This is a genomic window from Devosia sp. MDV22-iso42 (assembly GCF_058629155.1).
Genome location: NZ_JBZVWR010000006.1, coordinates 1103341 through 1127691, shown reverse-complemented (window position 1 = coordinate 1127691; position 24351 = coordinate 1103341). Strand labels below are relative to the sequence as shown.

At 65.8% G+C, this 24351-nt stretch carries 30 protein-coding genes; 16 read left to right on the top strand and 14 right to left on the bottom strand.

Features of this window, described 5'->3' with window-relative positions; all coding sequences use genetic code 11:
• Positions 1 to 5 precede the first annotated feature (5 nt).
• Positions 6 to 908 (bottom strand): AraC family transcriptional regulator, encoded by a 903-nt coding sequence (locus tag AC4NN3_RS07095; protein ID WP_491926373.1) that lies wholly within the window; start codon positions 906 to 908, stop codon positions 6 to 8.
• Between the two features lie 100 nt (positions 909 to 1008).
• Between AC4NN3_RS07095 and AC4NN3_RS07090 the strand changes: the two genes are divergently transcribed.
• The 6 genes from AC4NN3_RS07090 to AC4NN3_RS07065 all read left to right on the top strand — a co-directional run bounded on the left by AC4NN3_RS07090 (position 1009) and on the right by AC4NN3_RS07065 (position 5840).
• Entirely contained in the window at positions 1009 to 1770 is a 762-nt protein-coding gene (locus AC4NN3_RS07090; protein ID WP_491926372.1) for an SDR family oxidoreductase, read from the top strand.
• Positions 1771 to 1901: 131 nt separating this feature from the next.
• On the top strand, positions 1902 to 2252 hold the full coding sequence (locus AC4NN3_RS07085; RefSeq protein WP_491926371.1) for an ArsR/SmtB family transcription factor: 351 nt from the start codon (positions 1902 to 1904) through the stop codon (positions 2250 to 2252).
• 93 nt (positions 2253 to 2345) lie between these two features.
• Positions 2346 to 3503: an MFS transporter gene (locus AC4NN3_RS07080; RefSeq protein ID WP_491926370.1), complete on the top strand. Its 1158-nt coding sequence runs from the start codon at positions 2346 to 2348 to the stop codon at positions 3501 to 3503.
• Positions 3504 to 3585: 82 nt separating this feature from the next.
• A complete protein-coding gene (locus tag AC4NN3_RS07075; RefSeq protein WP_491926476.1) occupies positions 3586 to 4059 on the top strand; it encodes a VOC family protein in 474 nt (157 codons plus the stop codon).
• 117 nt (positions 4060 to 4176) lie between these two features.
• Positions 4177 to 4764 carry a TetR/AcrR family transcriptional regulator gene (locus AC4NN3_RS07070; RefSeq protein ID WP_491926369.1) on the top strand — a complete coding sequence of 196 codons (588 nt, stop codon included), beginning with the start codon at positions 4177 to 4179 and terminating at the stop codon, positions 4762 to 4764.
• 86 nt (positions 4765 to 4850) lie between these two features.
• Positions 4851 to 5840, top strand: coding sequence for an NAD-dependent epimerase/dehydratase family protein (locus AC4NN3_RS07065; protein ID WP_491926368.1), 990 nt, complete (start codon positions 4851 to 4853; stop codon positions 5838 to 5840).
• Between the two features lie 78 nt (positions 5841 to 5918).
• On the opposite strand, the gene AC4NN3_RS07060 is transcribed toward AC4NN3_RS07065, so the two are convergent.
• Positions 5919 to 6533, bottom strand: a complete 615-nt coding sequence (locus AC4NN3_RS07060) for a TetR/AcrR family transcriptional regulator (protein WP_491926367.1) — start codon at positions 6531 to 6533, stop codon at positions 5919 to 5921.
• Positions 6534 to 6643: 110 nt separating this feature from the next.
• On the opposite strand from AC4NN3_RS07060, the gene AC4NN3_RS07055 reads away from it, so the two are divergent.
• The gene (locus tag AC4NN3_RS07055; RefSeq protein WP_491926366.1) at positions 6644 to 6949 is read left to right on the top strand and encodes a YciI family protein; all 306 of its coding nucleotides are present in this window, start codon (positions 6644 to 6646) and stop codon (positions 6947 to 6949) included.
• A 7-nt stretch (positions 6950 to 6956) separates the two neighbouring features.
• On the opposite strand, the gene AC4NN3_RS07050 is transcribed toward AC4NN3_RS07055, so the two are convergent.
• Positions 6957 to 7142, bottom strand: a complete 186-nt coding sequence (locus AC4NN3_RS07050; protein WP_491926365.1) for a hypothetical protein — start codon at positions 7140 to 7142, stop codon at positions 6957 to 6959.
• Positions 7143 to 7285: 143 nt separating this feature from the next.
• Between AC4NN3_RS07050 and AC4NN3_RS07045 the strand changes: the two genes are divergently transcribed.
• Positions 7286 to 7666, top strand: coding sequence for a GFA family protein (locus AC4NN3_RS07045; RefSeq protein WP_491926364.1), 381 nt, complete (start codon positions 7286 to 7288; stop codon positions 7664 to 7666).
• Positions 7667 to 7761: 95 nt separating this feature from the next.
• On the opposite strand, the gene AC4NN3_RS07040 is transcribed toward AC4NN3_RS07045, so the two are convergent.
• The 7 genes from AC4NN3_RS07040 to AC4NN3_RS07010 all read right to left on the bottom strand — a co-directional run bounded on the left by AC4NN3_RS07040 (position 7762) and on the right by AC4NN3_RS07010 (position 12556).
• Positions 7762 to 8307 (bottom strand): DUF1254 domain-containing protein, encoded by a 546-nt coding sequence (locus AC4NN3_RS07040; RefSeq protein WP_491926363.1) that lies wholly within the window; start codon positions 8305 to 8307, stop codon positions 7762 to 7764.
• Positions 8304 to 8876, bottom strand: coding sequence for a DUF1214 domain-containing protein (locus tag AC4NN3_RS07035; protein WP_491926362.1), 573 nt, complete (start codon positions 8874 to 8876; stop codon positions 8304 to 8306). The genes AC4NN3_RS07040 and AC4NN3_RS07035 overlap by 4 nt, the downstream gene beginning before the upstream one ends.
• 138 nt (positions 8877 to 9014) lie before the next feature.
• Positions 9015 to 9272, bottom strand: coding sequence for a BrnA antitoxin family protein (locus AC4NN3_RS07030; protein WP_491926361.1), 258 nt, complete (start codon positions 9270 to 9272; stop codon positions 9015 to 9017).
• A 57-nt stretch (positions 9273 to 9329) separates the two neighbouring features.
• Positions 9330 to 9671, bottom strand: a complete 342-nt coding sequence (locus tag AC4NN3_RS07025; RefSeq protein WP_491926360.1) for a helix-turn-helix transcriptional regulator — start codon at positions 9669 to 9671, stop codon at positions 9330 to 9332.
• Between the two features lie 42 nt (positions 9672 to 9713).
• Positions 9714 to 10016, bottom strand: a complete 303-nt coding sequence (locus AC4NN3_RS07020) for an addiction module antidote protein (RefSeq protein ID WP_491926359.1) — start codon at positions 10014 to 10016, stop codon at positions 9714 to 9716.
• Positions 10017 to 10304: a type II toxin-antitoxin system RelE/ParE family toxin gene (locus AC4NN3_RS07015; protein WP_491926358.1), complete on the bottom strand. Its 288-nt coding sequence runs from the start codon at positions 10302 to 10304 to the stop codon at positions 10017 to 10019. It lies immediately after the preceding gene.
• A 65-nt stretch (positions 10305 to 10369) separates the two neighbouring features.
• Positions 10370 to 12556, bottom strand: a complete 2187-nt coding sequence (locus AC4NN3_RS07010) for a transglycosylase domain-containing protein (protein ID WP_491926357.1) — start codon at positions 12554 to 12556, stop codon at positions 10370 to 10372.
• Positions 12557 to 12665: 109 nt separating this feature from the next.
• On the opposite strand from AC4NN3_RS07010, the gene AC4NN3_RS07005 reads away from it, so the two are divergent.
• The 3 genes from AC4NN3_RS07005 (at position 12666) to AC4NN3_RS06995 (ending at position 15383) form a co-directional block, all read left to right on the top strand.
• Complete coding sequence (locus AC4NN3_RS07005) at positions 12666 to 13121, top strand: YcgN family cysteine cluster protein (RefSeq protein ID WP_491926356.1); 456 nt, start codon at positions 12666 to 12668, stop codon at positions 13119 to 13121.
• Positions 13122 to 13355: 234 nt separating this feature from the next.
• On the top strand, positions 13356 to 14012 hold the full coding sequence (locus AC4NN3_RS07000; RefSeq protein ID WP_491926355.1) for a diguanylate cyclase domain-containing protein: 657 nt from the start codon (positions 13356 to 13358) through the stop codon (positions 14010 to 14012).
• Between the two features lie 102 nt (positions 14013 to 14114).
• Complete coding sequence (locus AC4NN3_RS06995) at positions 14115 to 15383, top strand: Hsp70 family protein (protein WP_491926354.1); 1269 nt, start codon at positions 14115 to 14117, stop codon at positions 15381 to 15383.
• 10 nt (positions 15384 to 15393) lie between these two features.
• Here AC4NN3_RS06995 and fabA read toward each other — a convergent pair whose 3' ends face one another.
• Positions 15394 to 15924, bottom strand: coding sequence for a bifunctional 3-hydroxydecanoyl-ACP dehydratase/trans-2-decenoyl-ACP isomerase (gene fabA / locus AC4NN3_RS06990; RefSeq protein ID WP_491926353.1), 531 nt, complete (start codon positions 15922 to 15924; stop codon positions 15394 to 15396).
• Positions 15925 to 15953: 29 nt separating this feature from the next.
• Entirely contained in the window at positions 15954 to 16574 is a 621-nt protein-coding gene (locus AC4NN3_RS06985) for a TetR/AcrR family transcriptional regulator (protein ID WP_491926352.1), read from the bottom strand.
• Between the two features lie 449 nt (positions 16575 to 17023).
• Here AC4NN3_RS06985 and AC4NN3_RS06980 point away from each other — a divergent pair, with 449 nt between their 5' ends.
• Positions 17024 to 17410: a DUF2147 domain-containing protein gene (locus tag AC4NN3_RS06980; RefSeq protein ID WP_491926351.1), complete on the top strand. Its 387-nt coding sequence runs from the start codon at positions 17024 to 17026 to the stop codon at positions 17408 to 17410.
• Positions 17411 to 17467: 57 nt separating this feature from the next.
• Positions 17468 to 18703 (top strand): DUF2254 domain-containing protein, encoded by a 1236-nt coding sequence (locus tag AC4NN3_RS06975; RefSeq protein WP_491926350.1) that lies wholly within the window; start codon positions 17468 to 17470, stop codon positions 18701 to 18703.
• Between the two features lie 99 nt (positions 18704 to 18802).
• Here the strand turns inward: AC4NN3_RS06975 and AC4NN3_RS06970 are convergent, their stop codons facing one another.
• Together AC4NN3_RS06970 and AC4NN3_RS06965 are read right to left on the bottom strand one after the other, a co-directional pair.
• Positions 18803 to 20047 carry an MFS transporter gene (locus AC4NN3_RS06970; RefSeq protein WP_491926349.1) on the bottom strand — a complete coding sequence of 415 codons (1245 nt, stop codon included), beginning with the start codon at positions 20045 to 20047 and terminating at the stop codon, positions 18803 to 18805.
• The gene (locus AC4NN3_RS06965; RefSeq protein ID WP_491926348.1) at positions 20014 to 20673 is read right to left on the bottom strand and encodes an ArsR/SmtB family transcription factor; all 660 of its coding nucleotides are present in this window, start codon (positions 20671 to 20673) and stop codon (positions 20014 to 20016) included. The genes AC4NN3_RS06970 and AC4NN3_RS06965 overlap by 34 nt, the downstream gene beginning before the upstream one ends.
• A gap of 86 nt (positions 20674 to 20759) precedes the next feature.
• Between AC4NN3_RS06965 and AC4NN3_RS06960 the strand changes: the two genes are divergently transcribed.
• The 3 genes from AC4NN3_RS06960 (at position 20760) to AC4NN3_RS06950 (ending at position 24270) form a co-directional block, all read left to right on the top strand.
• On the top strand, positions 20760 to 21497 hold the full coding sequence (locus AC4NN3_RS06960; protein ID WP_491926347.1) for an MBL fold metallo-hydrolase: 738 nt from the start codon (positions 20760 to 20762) through the stop codon (positions 21495 to 21497).
• A complete protein-coding gene (locus AC4NN3_RS06955; RefSeq protein WP_491926346.1) occupies positions 21494 to 22819 on the top strand; it encodes an MFS transporter in 1326 nt (441 codons plus the stop codon). Before AC4NN3_RS06960 ends, AC4NN3_RS06955 begins: the two co-directional genes overlap by 4 nt.
• A 149-nt stretch (positions 22820 to 22968) precedes the next feature.
• Positions 22969 to 24270 carry an IS1182 family transposase gene (locus AC4NN3_RS06950; RefSeq protein WP_491926345.1) on the top strand — a complete coding sequence of 434 codons (1302 nt, stop codon included), beginning with the start codon at positions 22969 to 22971 and terminating at the stop codon, positions 24268 to 24270.
• Positions 24271 to 24351: the final 81 nt, after the last annotated feature.

The following is a 24351-nucleotide window of genomic DNA, read 5'->3' as shown; positions in this document are numbered from 1 at the left end:
ACCGGCTAGGTCGATGTCTCGCGCGCATATTGCGTCGGGTTCATGCCCACCAGGCGTGTGAAGGCGACGCTGAAGGCGCTGGCCGAGCCATAGCCGACGCGTTCTGCGATTTCCTTGATGCCACCCTCCCGGCGTCGCAGCAGGCTTTTCGCCATGGCCATGCGCCAGGACTGCAGATAGGCCATCGGCGCCAGGCCGACTTCCTTGCGGAAGCGTTCGAAAAAGGCCGAGCGGGACATGGCCGCTTCATTGGCCAGCTGCTCGACGTTCCAGTCGCGCGCCGGCGCCTGGTGCATCATGCGGATGGCTGCCGCCAGATTGGCATCGGCCAGGCCGCGCAGCAGGCCGGGCGCGCTGACCGCGTCGGCGGCCGAGCGCAAGGCCTCGATCAGCAGCACCTGCAGCAGGTGCTCGATGATCATCTCGCGCGCCGGCCGGGCCGCCAGTGCCTCGTCCCGGATCAGCTGCACCATGGTGGCGAGGCGTTTCAGCCCACGGATGTGGATGATGCTGGGCAGCAGCGCCACCAGCAGGCCGGCATCGGGCGAGCCGAATTCCAGCCGCCCCACCAGAGCGCGCATATTGGGCGGTCCGTCCGGATCGCCGTGCCGCGTCTCGTCCGCCCTGATGGTGACGGCCGACGGATCGACCCCGGCAACGGGCTCGGCCCCAATGCTGCCCATGGTGAAGCTGTCGGCGGCGGGGACCAGGATGAAGTCGTTTTCTGACAGTTCGATCGCCGGCAGTCCATTGACGGCCAGGCGCACTCCACCCTCGAGGATGACGCAGAAGAAGGGCACGCCACTGCCCGACGCCTGCAGGCTCCAGTAGCCCGAACCGCTGGCCGCCTTGGAAAAGGGCAGGCTGGGCTGCAGCAGGGCGACGACTTCGGCAAAGGGATCGGTCATTCCGGACTATCGCTAATGAATGCTGGACTATCCATGATAGCAAGTCTGGCAGAGCAGGTCCACATCAGGGGCGTGGCAACACAAACAAGGAATCCCTGACATGAAGACCATTCTCATCACTGGCTGCTCCTCTGGCTTCGGCCTCGACATCGCCAGGCATTTTCTGGCGGAGGACTGGAATGTCATCGCCACCATGCGGACGCCGCAGGCGGGTCTGCTGCCCGCCTCCGACAAGCTGCGCATCCTGCCGCTCGATGTCACCGATAGCGAGAGCATAAGCCAGGCCGTGGCCAACGCCGGGCCGATCGACGTGCTGGTCAACAATGCCGGCATCGGCTGGCTCAATGCGCTTGAGGGCACGCCGCTCGACATGGTCCGCGACGTCTTCGAGACCAATACCTTCGGCACCATGGCCATGATCCAGGCGGTGCTGCCGCAGTTCCGCGCGCGGCGGGAGGGGATGATCGTCAATGTGACCTCCAGCGTCACCTATGCGCCGCTGCCGCTGCTCTCGGTCTATACCGCCAGCAAGGCGGCGGTGAATGCCTTCACCGACTCCCTGGCGCTGGAACTGGCCCCCTTCAACATCGATGTGCGGCTCGTCCTGCCCGGCGCTGCCCCCGGCACCAGCTTCGGCAAGACGGCGATGGGGCGCATCCAGGGCCATGGTGGCTTCCCCGAGGCCTATGCCGACTATGCCCAGACCGTCATCGGCCATATGCAGAGCCAGACCGGCAAGCTGACCGAGGCATCCGACGTGGCGCAAGCCGTCTGGCGCGCCGTCACCGATACCAGCGCGCCCCGGCGCCTGGCTGCCGGCGCTGACGCCATTGCGGCCGCCGCGGTCAGCCCGGCACACTAGTCTTGCCACCAGGTCCGCTGCCGCCGCAGCGCGGCGGCGGACCGCCCAGGCAGGGGAGGGCGCCGGTGCCGTTGTGCGGACCATTGCCGTCGATACGTTGACGCTGTCGCGCCCAGGGTGGAAAAGAGAGCATGACTCGCTCCCCCGCCGCCATTGCCAGCCTGCCTGCCGCGCTTGACGTGGCCGCGCCCGATCCACTGCTGGTCAATGGGCTGGTGGCGCTGGCCGATCCAACGCGGTTGCGTATCCTGGCGGCGCTGCGGCTGGGGCATGAGAGCTGCCGCCATATCGAGGGCTATGTCGGCATCCATGTCTCCGACCTGGCGCGCCAGCTCGGCATGACGCAGCCGGCCGTATCCCAGCACCTGGCGCGGCTGCGCCACGCCGATCTGGTCACGGTCACGCGCCAGGGGCAGTTCGCCTATTACCGGCGCAGTGAGCCGGCCTTGCAACGGCTGGCTGCCGCCTTGCCCACAATCTGAGCTGACCTGTCTGCGACAGCGCCTGATCAAAGATAGACTCGTGCCACTTCTTAACATAAGCCTATGCGCAGATGCTTATGAATTGGATTTGCCATGTTTGCCTTTGCCAGCCTTCGGGCTATTGCCGCCCCGTTGATGGGCTTTCTGGCCATGGGGATTTTCTGGGGCGTCTGGGGCGCGCTGATCCCCGACATCAAGGCCAATGCAGGCGCTGATGACCGGGTCTTCGGCCTGGCTCTGCTCTGCGTCGCTTTGGGCGCCGTACCGGCCATGCTGGTCGGCGGGCGGCTGATCGACCGGATCGGTCCACGCCTGCTGCCGGCCAGCGTATTGCTGTTTGCGCTGGCCGTGCTGCTGCCCGGCCTGACCCAGACGCCTGTCGCCCTGGGCGCGGCGCTGCTGCTGGTCGGCATGGGCTCGGGCCTGATGGATGTGGTGATGAATGCCCGGGTCAGCGCCATCGAGGCGGCGACGGGGCGCCGCGCCATGCATCTGGCGCATGGTCTCTTCGCGGTCATGTACCTGATCGCCGCCTTCGCCACCGGGTTCGCCCGCAGCCTTGGTGTCGCGCCGCTCAGCGTGCTGCTGCTGGCCGGTGCCGCCATGGCGGGCCTGGCGCTGCTGTCGGGAGTGTGGGGCGGGGCGCAGCAAGCCGCGACAGCGTTGCCCGAGACGATCAGCACGCCGCGCCGCTTCGACGGCACGGTCATGCTGCTCGGGCTGATCGTCTGTGCCGCCTTCATCGCCGAGAATGGCTGGCAATCCTGGAGCGCGCTATTCCTCGAACGCGAATTGGGCGCTCAACCCTGGCTGGGCAGCGCCGGCCCGGCCATAGTCGGCCTGGCTTTGGCGGTGGGGCGGCTGGGCGGGCAGGCGGTGTCCGAGCGGATCAGCGACCGCACCATGCTGGTGGGCGCGACGCTGCTTGCCATGGCCGGCGGCGTGCTGCTGGCGCTGGCGACGGGGCCAGCCATGGCGCTGCTGGCGCTGTTCATCGCCGCCACTGGGGTTTCGGTGATCGCGCCCTCGGCGCTGAGTCTGGCCGGCCGCCTGGCGGCACCGGAACGCCGCGGCGCCGCCGTCGCCGCGGTCGGGGTGATCGGCTATACCGGCTTCTTCGCCGGGCCGGCTTTGCTCGGCCTGGTGGCGGACGGCTTCGGCCTTCGCCTGGCGCTGGGCGCCCTGGTCGGCGTGCTGGCGCTGGTGATCCCGCTGGTCCTGCTGCAGGGGCGGGTGGCGCCAAGGGACTAGCCCCCTTTTTGGCGCGGCCCGATGGTGGCTATACTGCCTGCCCGGGGCGCATCCATAGGGAGGACAGGCCATGGCCAAGACGATACCCAAGAATACCATCTGCATCTGGTATGACAGCGAGGCCGAGGCGGCGGCGCGGTTTTATGCGACGGTCTTTCCCGACACGGCGATCTCTGCCGTCAGCCGGGCGCCGGGTGACTATCCTGCGGGCAAGCAGGGCGATGTGCTGACGGTGGAATTCACCGTCTGCGGCATTCCCTGCCTGGGGCTCAATGGCGGCCCGGCCTTTTCCCAAAGCGAGGCCTTCTCCTTCCAGATTGCCACCGACGATCAGGCGGAAACCGACCGCTACTGGAATGCCATTGTCGGCAATGGCGGTGCCGAAAGCGCCTGCGGCTGGTGCAGGGATCGCTGGGGCGTCAACTGGCAGATCACCCCGCGCACGCTGGTCGAGGCCATGGCCGCCGGCGGCGATGAGGCCAAAAGGGCGTTCGAGGCCATGATGACCATGGGCAAGATCGACGTTGCCGCCATCGACGCGGCGCGACGGGGCTAGCCTGGGGTCGGCAGAGCAGCCCTCTCTCTGAGGGCGCAAAGTCCTGCTCGGGAGGGGTCTTGACTTGCGCTCGCATTATTTATAACCATCCGGTCGGAAATAAACGACGGGTGCAGCATGGGCCGCAAGCGCAGTATTGATCGGGAAGCCGTGCTCGACGCCGCCGAGCGCGTGGTGGCGCGGGATGGGGCGGCGCGGCTGACGCTGGATGCGGTGGCCGGCGAGGCCGGCATCAGCAAGGCCAGCGTGCTCTATGACTACAAATCCAAGCCAGCGCTGATCGCCGCTCTGGTCGAGCGCAGCGTCGCCGCCGACAATGCGTTCAACCAGAGCAAGATCGAGAGCCTGGGGCCGGTGGACAATGCCACCATCAAGGGGCGCATCCTGGCGGCCGAGGAGCCGCTGCCCGACGCGTTCCGTGATGTTGCGCTCAACCTCTGCGCCGCCCTGGCGCAGGATGCCGAATTGCGCCAGACCATAAAGGCCAACCAGCAGGCGGTGATCGGCGAGATCAGGGCCGGTTCGGCCAATCCACGCGGGGCGCTGCTGGCCTATCTGGCGCTTGAAGGGCTCAAGCTGCTGGAATCGCTGGACTATCACAGATGGCCCAAGGCGGAGCGCGCCGCCATCCTGGCCGATATAGCCTGGCTGGTCGATGCGGCGCCCGGTGCTGGCCCGCCCAAGCCGGCTCCGCCACCAGACTAAAGTCCTCACCCCATCCATCACCTGCCCAGGCCGGACCCGTTCCGGCGCCGGCAGAGCCTTGCTCCCATTCCGGAAGGACCACAGCCATGACAGTCGAAAAACTCTTCATCACCGGCGGCAGCGGCTATGTCGGCCGCAACCTGATCCGCCATTTCGTCGCTTTGGGCTGGCCGGTCGTGGCGCTGGCCCGCACCGATGCCGCCGCGGCGACGGTCACGGCCCTCGGGGCACAGTATTGTCGCGGCGACCTGTTTTCCGCCGATCTGGTCGCGGGCATGGGCGGCTGCACGGCCCTGATCCACGCCGCCGCCGATACCGACCATGGCCGCGGCACGCCGGCTCAGCTAGCGACTAATCTGGATGGTACGCAGAAGGTCTTGGACGCCGCACAGCGCGCCGGGGTCAGCCGGGTGGTGCATATCAGCAGCGAATCCGTGCTGCTCGACGGCCGGCCGCTGGTCCATGTGACGGAGGAGCATCCCTATCCGCGCCAACCCGCCGGGAGCTATTCGGCCAGCAAGGGCGCGGCGGAGCGGCTGGCGCTGGCGGCCAGCACGCCGGACTTTGCCGTCGTGGCCGTGCGGCCGCGCATGGTCTGGGGCCGCGACGACACCACGGCCCTGCCGCAGCTGCTGGCCGCCGCAAGCTCGGGCCAGCTGGCCTGGATCGATGGGGGCAATTACCCCAATTCGAGCACCCATATCGCCAATCTCTGTGCCGGGGTGGCACTGGCGCTGGAAAAAGGACGCGGGGGCGAAGCCTATTTCATCACCGACGGCACGCCCTGGACCTTCCGGGCCCTGGTGACGGGTCTGCTGGAGGCCAATGGCGTGGCGGTAACCGACAAGACGGTGCCGCGCGGGCTGCTCCATGCCATGGCGCGGATCGGCGATGTGCTGGGTAATTTGACCGGGGGTAGGGTGACCCTGCCGATCACGCTGCAGGTCTATGCCACCTCAGCGGTGGAGATCAGCCTCGATATCGGCAAGGCGAAGCGCGAGCTGGGTTATCGCCCGGTCATCAGCATAGAGGCGGGTCTGGCGGAAATGGCGGCGGCACGGTCAGCAGCGGCATAGGAGTGTCAGTCCTCGGACTACCGCCGCTTCGCTGCGGCAATCGATACGATCCTCCCGCACTGGCCGGTCGCCGGCCTGTCAGTCCGCTGCTAGCCCCGTGACCTCGTGCGGGGCGCAGAAATCGCGGGCCATGGCGTGGGCGGCGTGGCGCACCTCGTCGGCCAGGCCGCTTTCGGGCAGGGTGCGGGCCAGGATCATGCCGCCCACGCAGAGCGCCGAAATCGCCATGGCCTTTTCGCGTGCCGCCTGACCCTGCTCGTCGCTATTGACCTCGAACAGCCAGATCATCGCCGCCAGCAGCTTCTGGTAGCTCTCGCGCACCGCGCCGGAGGCGCGGGCAACATCGGAGGACAGCGCGATCATCGGGCACTGCCCGGCCAGATCGGTCAGGTGCGCGTCGCTGAGATAGGCGTCGATCATCCGCTCGGCCATGATCCGCTCACCCCTTGTCGGATCGATCCCGGCTTCGTTGCGCCACTGCAGGCCGCGGCCCATCAGGAAGCTGTCCACCGCTTCGGCGAACAAGGCCTCCTTGCTGGCGAAGTGGGCGTAAAAGCCGCCGCGGGTCAGGCCGGCCTCGGCCATCACCATGTCGAGCGTCACCCGGTCATAGCCATGGGTGTTGAACAGCCGGCGCGCCGCCTCGACGATGCGGGCCCTCGTATTGAGCTTGTGGTCCTTGGCATAGGGCATGTCTGGCCTCCCGTCTGGCTACCCTAGATCCGCGCAGAATATGTTCTTGAGCATATTTTGCCGACTCCTAATCTCGCGCGCATTGGCTGCAACACGGGAAAGGAACAGCAATGACTAAATTCATATTCGTCTTCCGCGGCGGCATGCCCGAGGGACCGGAAGCGGGGCAGAAAATGATGACCGAGTGGAATGCCTGGCTGGCCGGCATGGGCCAGGCGGTGCTCGATCCCGGCGCGGGCCTGGGCAAATCCAGTTTCCTCGATGCCGATGGCAAGACCGCCCCGGTGGGCGATCCGGTGTCGGGCTATATGCTGGTGGAGGCCGACAGCATGGCCACCGCGCTCAAGCACGCTAAGGCCTGCCCGATTTTTTCGGCGCGCGGCACCATCGAGGTCGCCGAGACCATGGCCATGTAGGCGGGCCTCAGCCGCGCAGCACGGCGCGAAAGGCGGTGCGGGCGGTCTGGCGGGCGCTGGCCAGCCAGATCGCCAGGGTCTCGATCAGGCCCGGTGGATCCCGGTAATTGGCCATCATCCGCTCGGCAAGGCGATAGCCCTCGCGCACGATGCGGCGTTCGTCGAGCGGCTGGCCGGTGGATGGAACGCGCATGTCAGCCTCTGGCTTATGGTTTACCAAAGCTTAACGCAGCAGCGGGCCAAGAGTCCGGGGTGAGCTTGATTTATGGTTTACGGCCGGGCCAGATAGGCTGACGGCTGCCGCGCTGAGCGGCACGCCGGCGGGGAGGGCGGCTGATGCATCGGGGATCATGCCTGTGCGGCGCGGTGCGGTTCGAGGTCGACGGGGAACTGCCCGAGGGCGCGGCCTGCCACTGCAGCAAGTGCCGCAAGCATACCGGGCACTACGAGGCGGGCGTCGACCTGCCGCGCGACCGGGTGCGTATCAGCGGCGCCGAAGCGCTCACCTGGTATCATTCGTCGGAAAAGGTGCGGCGCGGCTTCTGCGCCACCTGCGGCTCGTCGCTATTCTTCGATCCGCTACAGCGCGACTGGATCGGCATCATGCTGGGGGCGTTCGACGGGCCGACCCATACCAGGATCGGCCTGCATATTTTTGTCGCCGACAAGGGCGACTACTACACGCTCGCCGACGGGGTACCGCAGAACCTGCAATAGCAGGCGCGCCACGCGGTGGTGCAGGGCGGGCGGCTTCTTAAGCGGAAGTTGGATGCAGGGCGGGCCTGGCCGCCAGCCTGAAGGATTGTCGCCGATCAGCCGCGGTTGCCGCAGCTGGCCTGGGCCAGCACGGCGGCGAAGCGGGCGCGCATGGCCTGGTGAGGTGGCAGCAGACGGACCACCGCAAACAGGCTGTCGGCGGCCGATTCCACCACCAGTACACCTTCGGCGACATCGAGCTGCTGCTGCGCCAGCAGCCGCGTCTGGGCGGCGTTGAAAATGCCCAGATCGAGGGTCTGACCGATACCATCGCGATTGGTCGTGGAATAGGTGACCAGGCCCGCCTGGTTGAACAGCGCCACCGACCAGGGGGCGTCGGGCAGCACGCCGCGCAGATAGCCCGGCCCCTGCGCCAGATCGAGCCGGCACAGGCCATAGATCACTTCGGGATCGAGCCCGAGCGGATTGGCTTCGCCCGCCGCGATCTCGGGCAGGATGACCATGCCATCGCCCAGACCAAGCGCCGCGACCCTGGTCCACACCGTATCTTCATCCAGCAGGGGCAGGGTGAGAATGACGATGAGGTGGATGATGCCGCCCAGCACCACGCCGCCGAGCAGCCAGAGCAGGAAACGCGTCATGAACAGCGCCCCCGCACGATGATGGGCATGGCCGCATCGCTGGAAAAGCCGGAAAAGGCGGCGGTGTCGTAAAGGGTCAGCACCAGGCTGAAGGGGCCGTTGCCGGCGAGCTCGAGCCAGTTGCCGGGCATCAGCCGCGTCCCCACCGCAATCTCGATGCTGCCGTCATTGCGCCGGACCAGGCCGCTCGAACGCATGGCCTGAGCGGTGTCCGGCGCGGCGACATTTCGGCCATCGGCATCCAGCGCCACCAGCGTCCAGGCCGTGGCCAGCGGGGTCATGCCGGCGACGCGATAGCTGCAGTCGCGCGTCAGCGGCTGGTCGTCGCCATCCATGCTGGCGACAAAGCGCAGGCCCTCGGCCTGGCCCAGTTGCAGCTGCGCCTGCCGCGCCAGCAGGCCCCGCGTATAGGGGTTGGGAGCGGCCGCGCCGACATCGGGCCAGGCGAGCCAGGGGCCGACCTGCACCGCGCCGAACAGCCTGCCGTCGGTCAGCGCATAATAGCTCAGCCCGAAGCCGACGCTCAGCGCCACGGCAATCATCATCAGCAGATAGAGGACAAAGCGCACGGTCTAGCGGCTCGGAGTCAAAATCGGCATGGGCGAGACGAACCTGCGCGAGAGGGGCTTGCTCCCAGCCTATAGCAAGGGGGTGCCCGAGGCGGAAGGGTGGATCAGGCGCTCAGGCCAGATCGTCGAGGGTGAGGCTCAGAGACCGACAGCCTTGCGCAGCAGCGCGTTGGCGCGGCTCTGCCAGCCGGGGCCTTCGGCCTTGAGCCGATCGACAATGTCGGCGTCGCGCCGGATATTGATATGCTGCTTCGGCGTGGCCAAAGCGGGGCGACCGCGTTTGATCAGCGTACCGGCCTCATGCTGATCGGCCTGCGCGAACCAGTCATCGGTCAGCTCAGGAGCATCGTCGGGATCAACCCAGGAACTGGGCGTAACGGGCTTGTTCTCGGTCATTGGCCTTCCTCATCGATATGACGTGACGAGCGGCGCTGGGTGGCGTTGCGCGGGAGGTCAGGCCAGATCGTCGAGAGTGACAGCCAGGGCGTCAGCCAGCTTGCGCAGCGTGGCCACCGAGCCGGTCTTGCGACCCGCCTCTATATCGGCGATCTGCACGCGGTTGACGCCGGAAGCGGCCGCCAGCGCCGTCTGGCTGAGGCCGCGCAGATCGCGGAAAACGCGGACTGGATTTTCGCCGTCGATCATGCGGTTGGCGTATTCGGAAGGGATCAATTCTTCCTCGCCTGCGGTCAAAGCCGCCTTGGCCCGGTCATAGGCGGCGACATCATCCATCGCCTCAGCAACTTCCAGTAGGCGTTCGTATTCGGCACGGGTGATGGTAACGGTCTCCGTCACAATAAACCTCCTCTATTGAACGATGCGGTCACGGGCGCCTGTTCAGGCCACCTCTGAGCTATCCTGCGCCTCGGCGTGCAGGGACAGGCCAAGTGCCTTCATCACGCCCAGCAGGGTGGACAGTCGCGGGTCGCCCTCCTGGCTGAGGGCCCGGTAGAGCGCCTCGCGGGTGACCCCGGCATCCTTGGCGACCTGGGTCATGCCGCGCGATCGTGCCACCAGCCCCAATGCATGGGCAATATAGCGCGCGTCCCCGCTGTCGAAGGCGTCGTCGATCAGTTCAGCCTGCGATCTGACATCATCGAGAAACGCAACGGCATCAAACGGGACTGTTTCAATTTTCATTTAGACCTCCTTGGCCATGGCAGTGGCCAACTTGATGTCGCGCGCCTGCGAGGATTTGTCGCCGCCACACAACAGAATGATGAGGACAGCGCCCTGGCGTGTGAAATAGACCCGGTAGCCGGGGCCGTAGTCGACGCGCAACTCGCCGATGCCGCCAAAGAACTTCACATCTCCCAGCAGACCGGCTTCGACCCGGGCAATACGCAGCGCGATCTTGCTGGCGGCGCGCCTGTCGCGCAGACCCTCATGCCATTCCCGGAAGACGATCGTCTGGCGGACCTCGAACATGTCTGTAACTTATAAGTTACATCAAGCGGCCGCACAAGGGTTTTGAGTCTTGGGAGGTCTTGTGCCTACAGCGCTTCGCGCGCCAGGGGGACCGGCGTGCTGGCTTCGGTGGTGACGCTGCCATCGGTCAGGCTGGCGCGGAACATGCTGGCCAGGACCACCAGCTTGCGCGCCGCGTCGGGTGTCAGGCTGGGCGGCCGCTGCAGCACTTCTGCCGCGGCGGCGGCCTCGGCCTCGGCGTCGGCGACAATGACCGGCTCGGGCACGAAATCGACGCCGAAGACCGGCGCGATCGCGATATTGGTATGGGCATAGGCCATGAACTTCTGCCAGGCGATGGCGGGCAGGGTGCCCCCGGTCAGGTTATTGGTGGGGTGATAGTCATCATTGCCGAACCACACCGCGGCGACGTAATTGCCGGTAAAGCCGCAGAACCAGGCATCGCGATAGGACGAGGTCGTGCCGGACTTGCCCAGCACCGGCACGCCGGGGACCTCGGCCCGCCTGCCGGTGCCGCCGGTGACGACGCCACGCAGCATGGTGTTCATATTGGCCACCGTGGTGTCGCTCAGGATGCGCTCGGTGGGCGCGTCTTCGTCATAGTCAAAGACCGGCTCGCCGCTCAGCGTGGCCATCTGGGTAATGCCATAGGCCTTGGTCTTGTGGCCGCCATTGGCCAGCACGGCATATGAGGAGGTCATGTCCAGCACCGAGACCGAGGCCACGCCCAGCGCCAGCGAGCGGGTCACCGGATAGTCGGCCTGAAGCCCCATGCGGTGACTGAGCGCGGCAATGGTGTCGCGCCCGGTCTTGATCGACAGGGTCACCGGCACGGTATTGAGCGACTGGGCAAAGGCGCTGGCCAGCGTCACGCTGCCCTTGTAGCTGCGGCCATAATTCTGCGGGCACCAGTCGCCGATGCAGACCGGCCGGTCGGTAATGGTATCGGCGGGGGTCAGCCCCAATTGCTCGAAGGCCTCCGAATAGACGAAGATCTTGTAGGCCGAGCCCGGCTGGCGGGTCGAGACGATGGCGCGGTTGAACTGACTCTTGCCGTAATCCATGCCCCCCACCATGGCGCGGATGGCGCCCTTGGTATCGGTCACCACCATGGCGGCCTGTTCGACATCATACTGCTCGGCGCCTTCGCGCACCGTGGAGATCACTGCCTCTTCGGCATATTTCTGCAGCGTCGTGTCGATAGTGGTGCGGACCACGAAATTATTGGTGTTGTGCGAGTCCGCCTCGATCAGCAGCTTGGCCTCGCCAAAGGCCCAGTCGAGGAAGTAGTTGGGTGAATTGGCATCGGCCACCCGGTCGATCGGGGTGGCGGGATGGCGCCGCGCCGCGGTTACCTGGCCCTCGGTCAGAAAGCCGGCGGCCACCAGGTTGCTCAGCACCAGATTGGCGCGGCCGCGCGCCGCCGCCAGGTCGACATGGGGGGCGAAGCGGGTCGGCGCCTTGAACAGGCCCGACAGCATGGCCGCTTCGGACAGGTTGATGTCCTGCACCTTCTTGCCGAAATAATAGTCCGACGCCGCCACCACGCCGAAATTGCCGCCGCCCATATAGGCATTGTCGAAATAGAGCTTGAGGATGTCGTCCTTGCTGTAGTGCCATTCCAGCCAGACGGCGAGGAACGCCTCGATGATCTTGCGCTCGATGGTGCGTTCCGAGCTCAGGAACAGGTTCTTGGCCAGCTGCTGGGTGATCGAGGAGCCGCCCTGTGTGCCGCCATCGCCGCCGGCATTGCTGACCAGGGCGCGCAGCGTGCCCACGACATCGATGCCGAAATGCTCGTAAAAGCGCCGGTCTTCGGTGGCCAGCGTCGCCTTGATCAGATAGTCGGGCATGTCGGCCAGGGCGACGGAATCGTCCGAGCGGATGCCGCGGCGGCCGATCTCGGTGCCGAAGCGATCGAGGAACACGACTGAATAATCCTCGGCCTTGTTGAACTCGCCGGTCGCGGTGGCGTCAAAGGCGGGCAGGGCCAGGGCCACCATGAGCACGCAGCCGATGGCGAGGAAGGAAAACCCGTCCGAGAGAATCTCCACGACGAGGCGCTTGAAGCCGGCGACATGAAAGACCGACATCACGTCCTGAAAACGCGTCCAGAAGCGGCCCATGGACTGACCGCTTTCATAGAGCGAGGAGTCAAGCCAGGCATCGGCCGCCAGCAGGCCCGAGCCCTTCTTGCGCTTTTCCTTGGTATAGAACGGGTCCTGCACGAATATCCCCAAACGGCGTGTCACAGAGTTTTGTCCGTCGACACGCTGCAATGCAACGCGGTCGCTGGAATATGATTGCGCCAAGCGCCAGACAAGCGCAAACCGACCACCTCAGTATCACCCGTGGATTAAGATGGCCTTCTGGGACGAAAAAACCCTCGATGAAATGACCGAGACGGAGTGGGAAGCGCTGTGCGATGGCTGCGGCCGCTGCTGCCTGCTCAAGCTCGAGGACGAGGACACCGGCATCCTGATCACCTCGGACGTGCGCTGCCAGCTGCTCGACGGCGATACCTGCGCCTGCACCGACTATCCCGGCCGCCAGGCCAAGGTGCCCGACTGCATCAAGCTGACGCCCAAGAATGTGCGCGAAATCCCCTGGATCCCCACCACCTGCGCCTATCGCCGCATTGCCGAGGGCAAGGGCCTGGCCTGGTGGCACCCGCTGGTCTCGGGCGATCCGCAGACCGTGGTCGATGTCGGCGTCTCGATCTCGGGCCGCACCGTGCTCGAAAGCGATGTCGAGCCCGACACCTGGGAAGACCACGCCGTGGACTGGCCCGAATGGGAACCGCCCGAAGAGCTTTAGGCGCACAAAGGCCGCCAGCACCGGGCCAGAGCCTGGTGTTCGCGTGGCAAGAACCAGGCCATAGCCGGCTGCCAGCATTCGATTCTGCATGCCGTTACTGGCAACAGGCGGGTTCGGTTCACCGCATCCCACCAGCCAGCGATAGCTTCCCCGCGCATCTTTATAAGTCGTTAACCATCTTGTGACCTGATCGTGGCGTGCAGAGCGACTCTTGGGCCTAGGATGGGCAACCAAATGACTGACACCATGATCGACAAAGACATCGGCGGACCGTTCTGGTCGCGGGTGCGCGGGGCGCTCGAGGCCTTGCGGCCGGCGCCGCGGGCGGATGCGCCCACTGACGATCTCCCCGCCATGGCCCGCGCCATCGGCAAGCGCCCCAAGCCGGGCCTGCGCATAGAGCAGGAACTGGCCAATGGCTGGGCCAGTGCTGCCGGTCGGCATGTGTCCCTGTCGCTGCTGGTGGTCGAGATCGACCGCATGCAGGATTATCTCTCCGCCTATGGCAAGCCGGCCGCTGACGACTGCGTCGCCAGCGTCATGCAGGCCCTGGCCGACATGCTGCCGCGCGACAGCGATGTCTGCCTGCGCTGGGGCGCCTCGACCTTTGTCGTGGTGCTGCCCGACCTGCCGGTGTTGATGGCGCGTTCCAGCGCCGCCAAGATGCATGACGGCGTGCGCCGCCTCGGGCTCGAGCACAAGGAAAGCCATGCCGGCACGGTGACCGTGAGCATCGGCCTGGCGGTCAACAATCCGCGCGGCGCCTATGACAAGAAACTGTTGCAGACCGCGCTGGAGGCCCTCAAGAAGGCCCAGCGCAAGGGGCTCGGCCGGCTCGAGACCATCGATCTGCGCCCGGCCCAGGAGCGCAAGCGGAAAAAGGCAGCTTGAGCGCTGACGGGCAACCCGGCAGCGGGTTGCGCCGCGCCGGCTGACCCCTTAAGACGGCCATCCCTTGGGCAGCAGCGCCCGCCTTCCCACGGATGACCGGCCATGACCTCGACCTGGACCCACGCCTGCGGCCTTGACTTCGGCACGTCCAATTCCACCTTTGCCCGGGTCGATGGCCAAGGCGTGCCGCAGCTGCTGGCGCTCGAAGACGGCAAGCCCACCATTCCCAGCGTGCTGTTCTTCGGCTTCGAGGATGACCAGCTCTATTTCGGTCGCCAAGCGGTGGCCGAATATGTCAGCGGCGCCGATGGCAGGCTGCTGCGCTCGCTCAAGAGCGTGCTGGGCACGGCGCTGATCGGCGACAGCACGCGGGTCAAGGCGGTCAGCTATGGCTTTGTCGAGATCATCGGCCTGTTCATTGCCGCGCTCAAGGCGCGGGCCGAGGCCGAACTGGGCGCCCCGGTCGACAGCGTGGTCTGTGGCCGCCCGGTGCACTTCGTCGATGACGATCCCCAGGCCGACGCCGCCGCACAGGGCCAGCTCGAAGGGGCGGTGCGGGCGCAGGGCTTCCGCCATGTCGAATTCCAGTTCGAGCCGATCGCCGCCGCGCTCGACTATGAGCGGCAGGTAACCAGCGAAAAGCTGGCGCTGATCGTCGATCTGGGCGGCGGCACCTCGGACTTTTCCGTGGTCCGCGTGTCGCCCGAGCGCGCCCGCGCCAGTGACCGCAGCGCCGATATCCTGGCCACGGCGGGCGTGCATGTCGGTGGTACCGATTTCGACCGCCTGCTGTCCATGGCCAGGGTCATGCCCGAACTGGGACTGGGCACGCTGACCCGCGACGGCAAGCGCCATCTGCCGGTGGCGCCCTATTACGACCTGTCCACCTGGCACCGCATCAACCGGCTCTATACCGCCCAGGCGCTGCGCGACCTGCGCGGCACCAGCCGCGAGGCACAGGCGCCCGAACGCGTCAGCACCATGATCGCGCTGATCGAGGACCGGCTGGGCCATCGCCTGATCGGCGCCGTCGAAGCCGCCAAGATCGCGCTCTCGGATGCCGACCGCACCGATTTCGCCTTTCCGGTGCGCGACCAGGTTCTGGCCGCGCCCATCTCCATTGCCGATTTCACTGCGGCCTTGGCCAATTCGGTGGAGCGCATCGAGACCACCATAGAAGAGACTCTGCGCCGCGCCGGCATTGGCAGCGCGCAGGTCGACAGCCTGATCCTGACCGGCGGCTCCACCCAGGTGCCGGCCATTGCCAGCCGGCTGGTGGCGCTGTTCCCCGACGCCGAACTGGTGCGCACCGACGTGCTGGGCAGCGTCGGGCTCGGCCTGGCGCTGGACGCGGCGCGCCGGTTCGGCTGAGGGGCGGCCTTCAGCTGGATGCAACGATGAGGCTGACCGTGAGGTCCTGGGCGGTATAGACGCAGACATCGTCGGCAAAGACGCGGCCATCGGCGATGCCCACCACGAGCTTGCCGCGCCGGACCTGGCGCATGTCGACCTCGTAGCGCACCATCCTGGTCTGCGGCGTGATCTGGCCGCGGAACTTGACCGCCCCGACCCCGGCCGCCCGTCCCCTGCCTGGCGAGCCGGACCAGCCCAGCCAGAAGCCGATCACCTGCCAGAGGGCATCGAGCCCCAGGCAGCCGGGCATGACCGGATCGCCGGGAAAATGGCAGGCGAAGAACCAGAGCTCGGGGACAATGTCCAGCTCGCCCACGACATGGCCAAGCCCATGCGCGCCGCCATCGCGGCTGATCGCCGTAATGCGGTCCATCATCAGCATGGGCGGCGCCGGCAATTGTGCATTGCCCGGACCGAAATAGCCGCCCTGGCCGGAGGCGAGCAGGTCCTGCTGGCTGTAGGACGGTTGCGGCGTGTGAAAGGCGGCGGGATCGGACACGGAAATCTCCTCGAATGGGGCAGGCGGGGTCAGTTCGGCAGCTCGTCCGGCGCCAGCGGCACCTGGGCGCGCTCGGTCAGGCCCAGGGCACCAGTCATGAAGGCCCAGATTTCGCGCGTCAGTGCCTCGCGGGCGGGCCGCGGCTGCTGCGCCAGGGCGAAGAGCAGTGCCTGCCGGATGCCGCCGATCATCAGGGCAATGGTGAGAGCCGGGTCGATGGCGCTGGCGATAATGCCGTCGCGCTGCGCGGCCGCGATCATCCGCGCCCCCGCCGCGAGCTGGCGGTTGGTAAAGGCGGTTTCCACATCACGCACTTCGGGGGCGCGGCTGAGGGCGCCGATGACCAGCGGCGCGAAGGCATGGCCATAGTGAAAACCGATATAGGCGGCGATGCGCTGCTGTTCCCGCGCGGCCCAGCTCCGGCCCGATAGCGGGGCGCGGGTAAACGCGGCCGCATCGAGCCGGCTGTAAAAGGCCTCGACAACGGCCGCGATCAGCCCCGCCCGCGAGCCAAAGTGATGGTAGGCCAGCCCGACCGACACCTGGGCCCGCCGGGCGACCGCCTGCATTTCCAGCGCGCCATTGCCGGCGATCAGCTCCTGCTCGGCGGCATGGATGAGTTTCTCCCTCGTGCCGATTTTTGCGGCCATCGCGTCTATCCGTCATTGAACTGAATTCAATTCAATCAAGCAAAGGCGCGGCGATGTCAAGGTTGAGGCAGAGGCAGAGTCAGAGGTGAGGTGAGGGAACAGTGGCGGCGGTACTTCAGGCGGTGGCGGGAGAGGCGGGGTGCAGGCGTGGAGGGGCGCGGAGGAAGACGTGGAGGCGTGAAGGGGGTGGGGCGAAGGGAAGCGGGTGGAGGAGTCATAGCCTGGTGGCCTTCCTGCATAGCGGCCTCGTGCCTGGGGGAGGCCGGGCCGCAAGGCTGGTGTGCTGAACCGGCATGCCACATCATCGCCACGGCGATGTAATCTGGATGGATAACACGATCGGGCCCCTTCCGGTTTGCGCCGGCGGTAACCCGGTCGCCATTCCATCAAGCTGCCGCACGGCGCCGTCGGGCCCGGGCGCTGGCCAGACCTGTTAGTCGAGACATGTCATGACGCTGAACAAGACCATTGCTGCCCTGGCTTTGCTGCTGGCGGGCCTCGTGCCGGCCCTGGCCCAGGACCCCAGCCCGGTGGGCAGCTGGCAGACCACGACGGGAGAGTCGCGCTATGCGGTGAGCCTGTGCGGCGACGGCACCGAACTCTGCGCCAAGCTGACCTGGCTGCGCGCCGATGCCCGCTCGCCGGAGAACCTGGCCCAGCTCAATACGCTGGTGGTGCGCCAGGCCCGGCCGGTAGCGGACAACCAGTGGCAGGGCGTGGTGACCTATGAGGGCCACACCGTCGATGGCGCGCTGACCCTGGTCAGCCATAATCGGCTGTCGCTGCGCGGCTGCCAGCTCATCGCCTGCCAGCAGGTCGAATTCGTTCGCCTCTAGGGCGCAATATCGACAACCCTTTGCCCGCGCTTCGCGTTACTGAGGGCAGGGGGACCGATGAGTCAGTTTACATTCCAGCTTCGCCAGATCGCCCAGCGCATGTGGTTCCTGCCGGCGGCCTTTTCGCTGCTGGCGGTGCTCAGCATCGTCATTGCCTGGTTTCTGGCCCGCTTTGCCCCTGAAGACCTGCCCTTCACCATGCCGTCCGACGCCGTGGTGTCGATCCTGACCATTCTGGCCTCGAGCCTGCTGACGGTGGCGGTGTTTGCTCTCTCCACCATGGTGGCGGCGCTGGCGAGCGCCTCGAGCTCGACCTCGCCGCGGGCCGTGGCGCTGATCACCGCCGATCGCAGCGCCCAGACCTCGATCTCGATGTTCATCGGGGCGTTCTTGTTCTCCATTGTCGGCATTATCGGCCTGTCGGCGGGCTTCTATAGCGAGGCCGGGCGGCTGTTCCTGTTTGCCGTGACCCTGGCCGTGGTGGTGCTGGTGGTGACCGCACTGATCCGCTGGATCGGTCAGATTTCGGCCATTGGCCGGGTCGGCCACACCATTGACCGGGTGGAGCGGGCCACGCGCGAGGCCTTCGCGCTGTCGGGCGAGCACCCGGTCTTCGACTGCCGGCTGCAGCTGGTGGCGCCGCAGGGCCTGCCCATCACCGCCACCAAGGTGGGCTATGTGCAGCATGTCGATGCCGGCCAGCTACAGGCTCTGGCCCAGGCGCATGACCTGACCATCGCCATCACGGCCCGGCCGGGCGCCTACGTCTCGCCCAACCGCCCGCTGATGCGGATCGAGGGCGTGGTGCCCGCCGAGGCGGTGGATGAACTGCAGGCGGCCTTTGTCGTGGGCGACCGCCGCACCTTCTACAGCGACCCGCGCTTTGGCCTCGTCGTGCTGGGCGAGATCGCCTCCAAGGCGCTGTCACCGGCCATCAACGATCCGGGCACCGCCATCGACGTGGTCGGCACGCTGGTGCGCGTGCTGATCGACCGTCCCGCCGCCGACCCCGACTGGACGCCGCGCCATGACCGCATTTCGGTGCCCCCGCTCGACCCGGCCGACCTGATCAACGACGCTTTCCGCCCTATTGCCCGCGACGGCGCGGCCACCATCGAGCTGGTGCTGCGCCTTCTGGTCGGGCTCAAGACCCTGGCCTTTTGCAGCCCCGACCTCAAGGCGCCGGCCCTCGCCATGGCCCACGACGTCGCCGCTCGCGCCCGCCAGGCCCTGACGGCAGAGAGCGATCTGGCGGCGCTGGAGACGGCGATGGATTTTGCGCGGGAGGGGTAGGGGACGGGGTGGAGATGGGGTGGAAAGGGGTCTGGCGGCTTTTGGGCCAGCTGGTGCGGAGTCAGACATACGGACACTGGTCCGCGCTCCGCCTGCAGACTAAACTCGGACTACGGCGCCCTTCGGCGACATGCGTAGCCAAAGGATCGCCGCAGCGGCCAGGGCCAGCCAGGGTAGAAGCCATACGTTGAGCGCCTGCCAACCTATGGTGTTCTGCAAAATGCCGGCACTCAGCGATGATGCGAGCCCCACCAGGAAGATGGTGAGGTCATTGGCAGCCTGCGCCTTGCCTTTCTCTGCGGTTGCATAGGTACGGGTCAGCAGGTTGGTGCCGCCGATATAGAGGAAGTTCCAGCCGACACCCAGGAGGATCAGGGCCGCCGTGAAGGAATAGAAGCCGGTGCCGGAGAGGCTGAAAAGCACGTGGCCGGTCAGCAGCATGATGCCAGCCAGCATGACCTGCAGCACGCCAAATCGGGCGATGAGGGAACCGGTGAAGAACGAGGGGAGAAACATGCCCAGCACATGCAGCTGGATCACGGTCGAGGTGGCCCCCAAGTCGTGCTGATGGTGCACCATGGCCAATGGTGTTGCCGTCATAGCGAGGATCATGATGCCATAGCCGGTGACGGCGCCGAAGAGCGCGACGAGATAGGTTGGCTGCAGCACGATTTCACGGAGGGGCCGTACCGCGGCCCGCTCATCGGCGGTGTCCACGCTCTGCGGGACGTTCACGCCAAGCAGCACGCCAACGGCCAGGGCCGAAGCGACCGACAGGAACAGGAAGGACGCCGTGTACATGGGCTGCATGAGTTCGCCGCCCCATCGCGCCAGGAGCGGCCCGATAAGGGCTGCCACCACACCACCGGCAAGCACCAGCGAGATGGCACGCGGCCTGAAACTGTCATCGGAGACTTCACCGGCTGCGAAGCGATAGAACTGGGCGAAGCCTTGGTAGCATCCCGCCAGGAAGGTGCCCACGCAGAGCAGGGTGATGGACGAGGTCATCATCCCGCCTGCGGCCACCAGGCCGCCCAAGGTACCCAAGCTGGCTCCAGTGACGAAGCCGACCCTGCGACCAACGCGTGTCATCCACATGGAAGCGGGAACCGTCGATACAGCCGTTCCAAGAAACATCGCTGCGATTGGCGCGGTCGCCCATTCCGGCGATGGGGCCAGGATGCTTCCGGCCAAGCCGCCAATGGTCATCACCAATACCGAAACGATCTGGAACAGCGCCTGTGCCGTCGCCAGCAGGAAGACTTGTCGGTGCATGGGCTGCATGGTTGCTGCTTTCCGGTTCAGGGCGATCACGACGCGACGGCATTGCCGGCTGCCGCCCATTCAGGCATGCCGTCTTCAAGGCGCCGAGCCCTGAAGCCTTGCACCCGAAGGCGCGACACCGCCTCAAAGGACATGACGCAATAGGCTCCACGGCAATAGGCGACGATGTCCTTTTCGGGGTCGAGCGTGGCCATGCGGGCGTCGAGTTCGGCAAGCGGCACATTCAACGCGCCGGGAACGTGACCGAGAGCGAATTCGTCTGCCGGTCGAACGTCTAGCACGGTGACCATGCCGTCGCGCAGGCGGTCTGAAAGTTCCTCGCGGGTAATCGGCTCCAGACTGTCACGCTGCTCGAAATAACCTCGGACGATCTTGTCGACTTCGGCCAGGTTATTCTCTGCCACACGCTGGATCGCCTGCATGGCCGCCAGGACACTGGCGTCGGCCAGCCTATAAACGACGTATTTGCCCTGGCGCTCCGCTGCGACCAGCCCGGCGCGGCGCATGGTCTGCAGATGCTGCGAGATATTGGCGATGGGCGAGCCGAGTTTTTCTGCCAGCAGATCGACGCTGCGCGGCCCCTGGCCCAGTTGCTCGATCAGCTCAAGACGTTGCGGGTGGCCCAGCGTCTTGGCGACCAGGGCGAACTGCTCGAACAGGGCCAGCTTGGGTGAAGGACTTGACATCAACACATCGCTCGATCATTCAATGGAATTATTGAATATAACAAAGTGGACCGCTCCGCAAGGATTGGTCTTAGCGGAGTTCCATCATGATCCTGCGTCAGTTCCTGCATTTCGACCCCATAGGGGCCTCCTACCTTTTGGGCTGCGGCGGCAAGGCGTCAGCGGCGGTGATCGACCCTATCGGGCCTCTTGAACCCTATCTCGAAGCTGCTGCTGCCACCGGGATGAAGATACTCTACGTGATCGACACGCATATCCATGCCGACCACATCTCGTCGGGTCGTGCCCTGGCCGAGGCGAGCGGTGCGAAGTACACCCTGTTCGCGGGCGCCAAGGCGAACTTCGACTTTCATGGCGTGAGCGACGGCAACGTGCTTGAGCTAGGCAATGTCCTGCTCACCATCATGCACACGCCGGGCCATACCCCTGAACACATCTCGCTTCTGGCCACCGATCGGATCCGCGCCGAAGACCCGTGGTTCGTGCTGACCGGCCATACCTTGATGGTGGGCGACATGGGCCGAACCGAACTTGCCAGCAGCGCCGAGGATGGTGCCAGGGCGCTGTTTGCCAGCGTGGAACGTCTCAAGGCACTGCCTGACCATTTGGAGGTGCTGCCTGGCGCCTTCTCCGGCTCGGTGTGCGGACGCAGCCTCAGCGGCAAGCCGACTTCGACCATCGGCTTCGAGAAGCGTTTCAACAGGGCATTCCGCATTTCCGATGAGGACGAGTTCGTGGCGAAAATGGTTGCTGACATCCCGCCACCACCGCCGGAAGCGGCCGCCAGCCGTGCCCGCAATGCCGGGCTGGAAATCGCCGCATGAGCGATGGTGCAGTGTTTTCGGGTGACAATGTCGGCACGCTCACGCGGGGCATTCGGGAGAACCTGACGCAGTTTGTCCATCAGCTTCTCCAGGTCATGTTGGTGGGCTTTGCCCTGGGCATGATGCGGACAGTCGTCCCGGCCCTGGCCGAAGCCGAGTTCGGCGTGGCCCGTGGCTCCTTCATCCTCTTGACCGCCTTCGTTGTCGCTTTCGGCATGGTCAAGGGCGTGCTGAACTTCGTTGCCGGCCGGCTGTCCGAACGGATCGGGCGGAAACGCGTGCTGCTGCTCGGCTGGATCGCGGCGCTGCCTGTCCCGTTCATGATCTACTTCGCCCCTGATTGGAACTGGATCGTGGCGGCCACCGTGCTCCTGGGCATCAATCAGGGTCTGGCCTGGTCGATGACCCAGACGTCCAAGCTCGACATCACCCGTGCTGACCAGCGGGGTCTGACGATCGGCCTCAATGAATTTGCCGGTTATGTAGGCGTGGCGGTGGCCGGCATTGTCACCGGCTATGTTGCAACGGCGCTCGGCGCCCGGCTAGGGTTGCTGATTTTCGGGCTTGCCGTAGTGATCACGGCGCTGGTGCTCACCCTGGTCTGGGTTCGCGACACCCTGCCGTGGGCCAAGGCGGAGGCTGCGACGCATGCCACTGCCAAAGCCAGCGCCTATCGCCCGCGCTATCCCCGCAACATCTCCGACAGACCGACGACCTGGGAGGTGTTCACGCTGATGTCCTGGCGCGACCGGCGCATGGCCGCGATCAGCCAGGCCGGACTGATCGAGAAGTTCGTCGATGCTCTGGTCTGGGTCATTTTTCCGGTGTTTCTGTTCCAGAAGGGCATGGACCTCGCCTCCATCGGCTGGATCGTCGGCGCCTACGGCTTCGCCTGGGGCGGTTCACAGCTCTTCACCGGGCGGCTTTCCGATCACGTCGGGCGTCATTGGCCCAATGTGCTTGGCATGTGGATTTCCGGTTTAGGCGTCGCCATGGTGGTGATGGGCGGCGGCGTCTGGTGGTGGGCCGCATCGGCCGCCATCGCTGGCTTTGGCATGGCGCTGCTTTATCCCAATCTGTCGGCAGCAGTGGCCGACATTGCACCGCCCAGCTGGCGCGGTTCGGCCATCGGCATCTACCGATTCTGGCGTGACCTCGGATACGGCATAGGCGCGCTCGGGCTTGGCCTGGTTGCTCATTTCAGTGGCGCTCTCGAGGCCACGTTCTGGTTCGTTGCACTGTCGATGATGGTGTCTGGCTTGGTGTTGTGGGCATTCGGTGAGGAGACCCATCCACGGCTTAACCCGGAAGACGTGGCTTAGCTCATGCCTTGCCATCGTGGTGCACGTTGACGTCGCCAGATGGCAGCTTTCAGGCATCGAGAATGTCGCGCTCTACGACCGAAATGGGGTCGAGGCTGTGTGAAAACTCCCGATTCTGCTATGATCTGGCACTGCTTCGGAGGTGCCAGATGGGACGTTTCGTTGAAGTTGCTAACCGACAGCAGGCGAGCTTTCTGCCGGCCTGTCTTGAGGATTATGTGGATGCTGACAACCCGGTCCGCATCATCGATGCTTCTGTCGATGAACTCGATCTGACCGAACTCGGCTTCGCGCGCGTGCAGCCGGCAGCGACCGGCAGACCCGGTTACGCCCCGGGCACGATGCTCAAGCTTTATGTCTATGGATACCTCCATCAGCTGACGTCGAGCCGGAAGCTGGAGCGCGAGGCCGGTCGCAATATCGAGCTGATGTGGCTGACCGGCAAGCTGGTACCTGACTTCAAGACCATTGCCGACTTCCGCCATGACAATGCTGGTGCGATCCAGATCGCCTGCCAGCGCTTTGTTGCCGTCTGCCGAGCCCTTGGCCTGGTCGGTGGTGGCATGGTTGCGATCGATGGCTCACGTCTGCGCGCGGTGAACACGCACGAGAAAAACTACACCAAGGGCAAGCTGGCGCGGCGCAGGGCCCATGTCGAAGAGAGCATCGCGCGCTATCTCGCCGAGCTCGAGCAAGCCGACGGTGCAGAGACCGGCCCGGCCACGCCGCGGATCGAGCACCTGACCGAGCGACTGGCATCACTGCGCGGCCGCCTTGGCGAACTCGAGGAGATTGGCCGGCAGCTGGGAGCCTCCCCTGACGGGCAGATCTCGCTCACCGATCCGGATGCCCGCGCCATGGCAACCGGCAGCGACCATCGCGGCGTCGTCGGCTATAATGTGCAGGCGGCCGTCGATACCGAGCACCATATTGTGGTGGCCAATGCTGTGACCAACCGGGGCCATGACCGCTCGCACCTGCTGGAGATGGCCAAGGCCGCCCAGGCCGAGACCGGCGCTGCCCAAATGCTCGCCCTTGCTGATCGCGGCTACTATGAGGGCGAGCAGATCCGCTCCTGCGCGCAAGCCGGCATCGTCCCCATGGTGCCCAAGCCCAACACCTCACCGGCCCAGGCGCGTGGCTTCTGGGGCAAGGCCATGTTCGTGCATGAGCCGCAGACCGACACTTATCGCTGCCCAGCCGGACAGCAGCTGCAGAAACGCTTCGCCAGGGAGGAAGGCGGCAAGCTCATCAGCGTGTACTTCAACCAGAAGGCCTGTGGTGCCTGCCCATCCCGCCCCCTCTGCACGGCCGGCAAGGAGAAGCGCATCCGGCGATGGGAGCATGATGCGGTGCTCGATGAGATGGAGCGCCGGTTCGAGGCGATGCCCGACGCGATGGCGGTCCGCCGCTGCACCGTCGAGCATGTCTTCGGCACCATCAAGGGCTGACGCCTGCTATCGCAAAACAACCTGAGCGATCGGCTTCGCCGAGTTCTCACACGGCCTCGGGCCGACTGCCGCCTTATATTG

Excerpts from the sequence above, each read along its gene's own strand:
- AC4NN3_RS06985 (WP_491926352.1), bottom strand. The coding sequence starts at position 16,574 with ATGGCCGCAAAAATCGGCACGAGGGAGAAACTCATCCATGCCGCCGAG.
- AC4NN3_RS07070 (WP_491926369.1), top strand. The coding sequence starts at position 4,177 with ATGGGCCGCAAGCGCAGTATTGATCGGGAAGCCGTGCTCGACGCCGCC.
- AC4NN3_RS06980 (WP_491926351.1), top strand. The coding sequence starts at position 17,024 with ATGACGCTGAACAAGACCATTGCTGCCCTGGCTTTGCTGCTGGCGGGC.
- AC4NN3_RS07030 (WP_491926361.1), bottom strand. The coding sequence starts at position 9,272 with ATGACCGAGAACAAGCCCGTTACGCCCAGTTCCTGGGTTGATCCCGAC.
- AC4NN3_RS07015 (WP_491926358.1), bottom strand. The coding sequence starts at position 10,304 with ATGTTCGAGGTCCGCCAGACGATCGTCTTCCGGGAATGGCATGAGGGT.
- AC4NN3_RS07040 (WP_491926363.1), bottom strand. The coding sequence starts at position 8,307 with ATGACGCGTTTCCTGCTCTGGCTGCTCGGCGGCGTGGTGCTGGGCGGC.
- AC4NN3_RS07050 (WP_491926365.1), bottom strand. The coding sequence starts at position 7,142 with ATGCGCGTTCCATCCACCGGCCAGCCGCTCGACGAACGCCGCATCGTG.
- AC4NN3_RS07085 (WP_491926371.1), top strand. The coding sequence starts at position 1,902 with ATGACTCGCTCCCCCGCCGCCATTGCCAGCCTGCCTGCCGCGCTTGAC.
- AC4NN3_RS06975 (WP_491926350.1), top strand. The coding sequence starts at position 17,468 with ATGAGTCAGTTTACATTCCAGCTTCGCCAGATCGCCCAGCGCATGTGG.
- AC4NN3_RS06965 (WP_491926348.1), bottom strand. The coding sequence starts at position 20,673 with ATGTCAAGTCCTTCACCCAAGCTGGCCCTGTTCGAGCAGTTCGCCCTG.
- AC4NN3_RS07060 (WP_491926367.1), bottom strand. The coding sequence starts at position 6,533 with ATGCCCTATGCCAAGGACCACAAGCTCAATACGAGGGCCCGCATCGTC.
- AC4NN3_RS07065 (WP_491926368.1), top strand. The coding sequence starts at position 4,851 with ATGACAGTCGAAAAACTCTTCATCACCGGCGGCAGCGGCTATGTCGGC.
- AC4NN3_RS07005 (WP_491926356.1), top strand. The coding sequence starts at position 12,666 with ATGGCCTTCTGGGACGAAAAAACCCTCGATGAAATGACCGAGACGGAG.
- AC4NN3_RS07080 (WP_491926370.1), top strand. The coding sequence starts at position 2,346 with ATGTTTGCCTTTGCCAGCCTTCGGGCTATTGCCGCCCCGTTGATGGGC.
- AC4NN3_RS07020 (WP_491926359.1), bottom strand. The coding sequence starts at position 10,016 with ATGAAAATTGAAACAGTCCCGTTTGATGCCGTTGCGTTTCTCGATGAT.
- AC4NN3_RS06970 (WP_491926349.1), bottom strand. The coding sequence starts at position 20,047 with ATGGGCGGCAGCCGGCAATGCCGTCGCGTCGTGATCGCCCTGAACCGG.
- AC4NN3_RS06950 (WP_491926345.1), top strand. The coding sequence starts at position 22,969 with ATGGGACGTTTCGTTGAAGTTGCTAACCGACAGCAGGCGAGCTTTCTG.
- AC4NN3_RS07000 (WP_491926355.1), top strand. The coding sequence starts at position 13,356 with ATGACTGACACCATGATCGACAAAGACATCGGCGGACCGTTCTGGTCG.
- AC4NN3_RS07045 (WP_491926364.1), top strand. The coding sequence starts at position 7,286 with ATGCATCGGGGATCATGCCTGTGCGGCGCGGTGCGGTTCGAGGTCGAC.
- AC4NN3_RS07055 (WP_491926366.1), top strand. The coding sequence starts at position 6,644 with ATGACTAAATTCATATTCGTCTTCCGCGGCGGCATGCCCGAGGGACCG.
- AC4NN3_RS07095 (WP_491926373.1), bottom strand. The coding sequence starts at position 908 with ATGACCGATCCCTTTGCCGAAGTCGTCGCCCTGCTGCAGCCCAGCCTG.
- AC4NN3_RS06960 (WP_491926347.1), top strand. The coding sequence starts at position 20,760 with ATGATCCTGCGTCAGTTCCTGCATTTCGACCCCATAGGGGCCTCCTAC.
- AC4NN3_RS06955 (WP_491926346.1), top strand. The coding sequence starts at position 21,494 with ATGAGCGATGGTGCAGTGTTTTCGGGTGACAATGTCGGCACGCTCACG.
- AC4NN3_RS06995 (WP_491926354.1), top strand. The coding sequence starts at position 14,115 with ATGACCTCGACCTGGACCCACGCCTGCGGCCTTGACTTCGGCACGTCC.
- AC4NN3_RS07090 (WP_491926372.1), top strand. The coding sequence starts at position 1,009 with ATGAAGACCATTCTCATCACTGGCTGCTCCTCTGGCTTCGGCCTCGAC.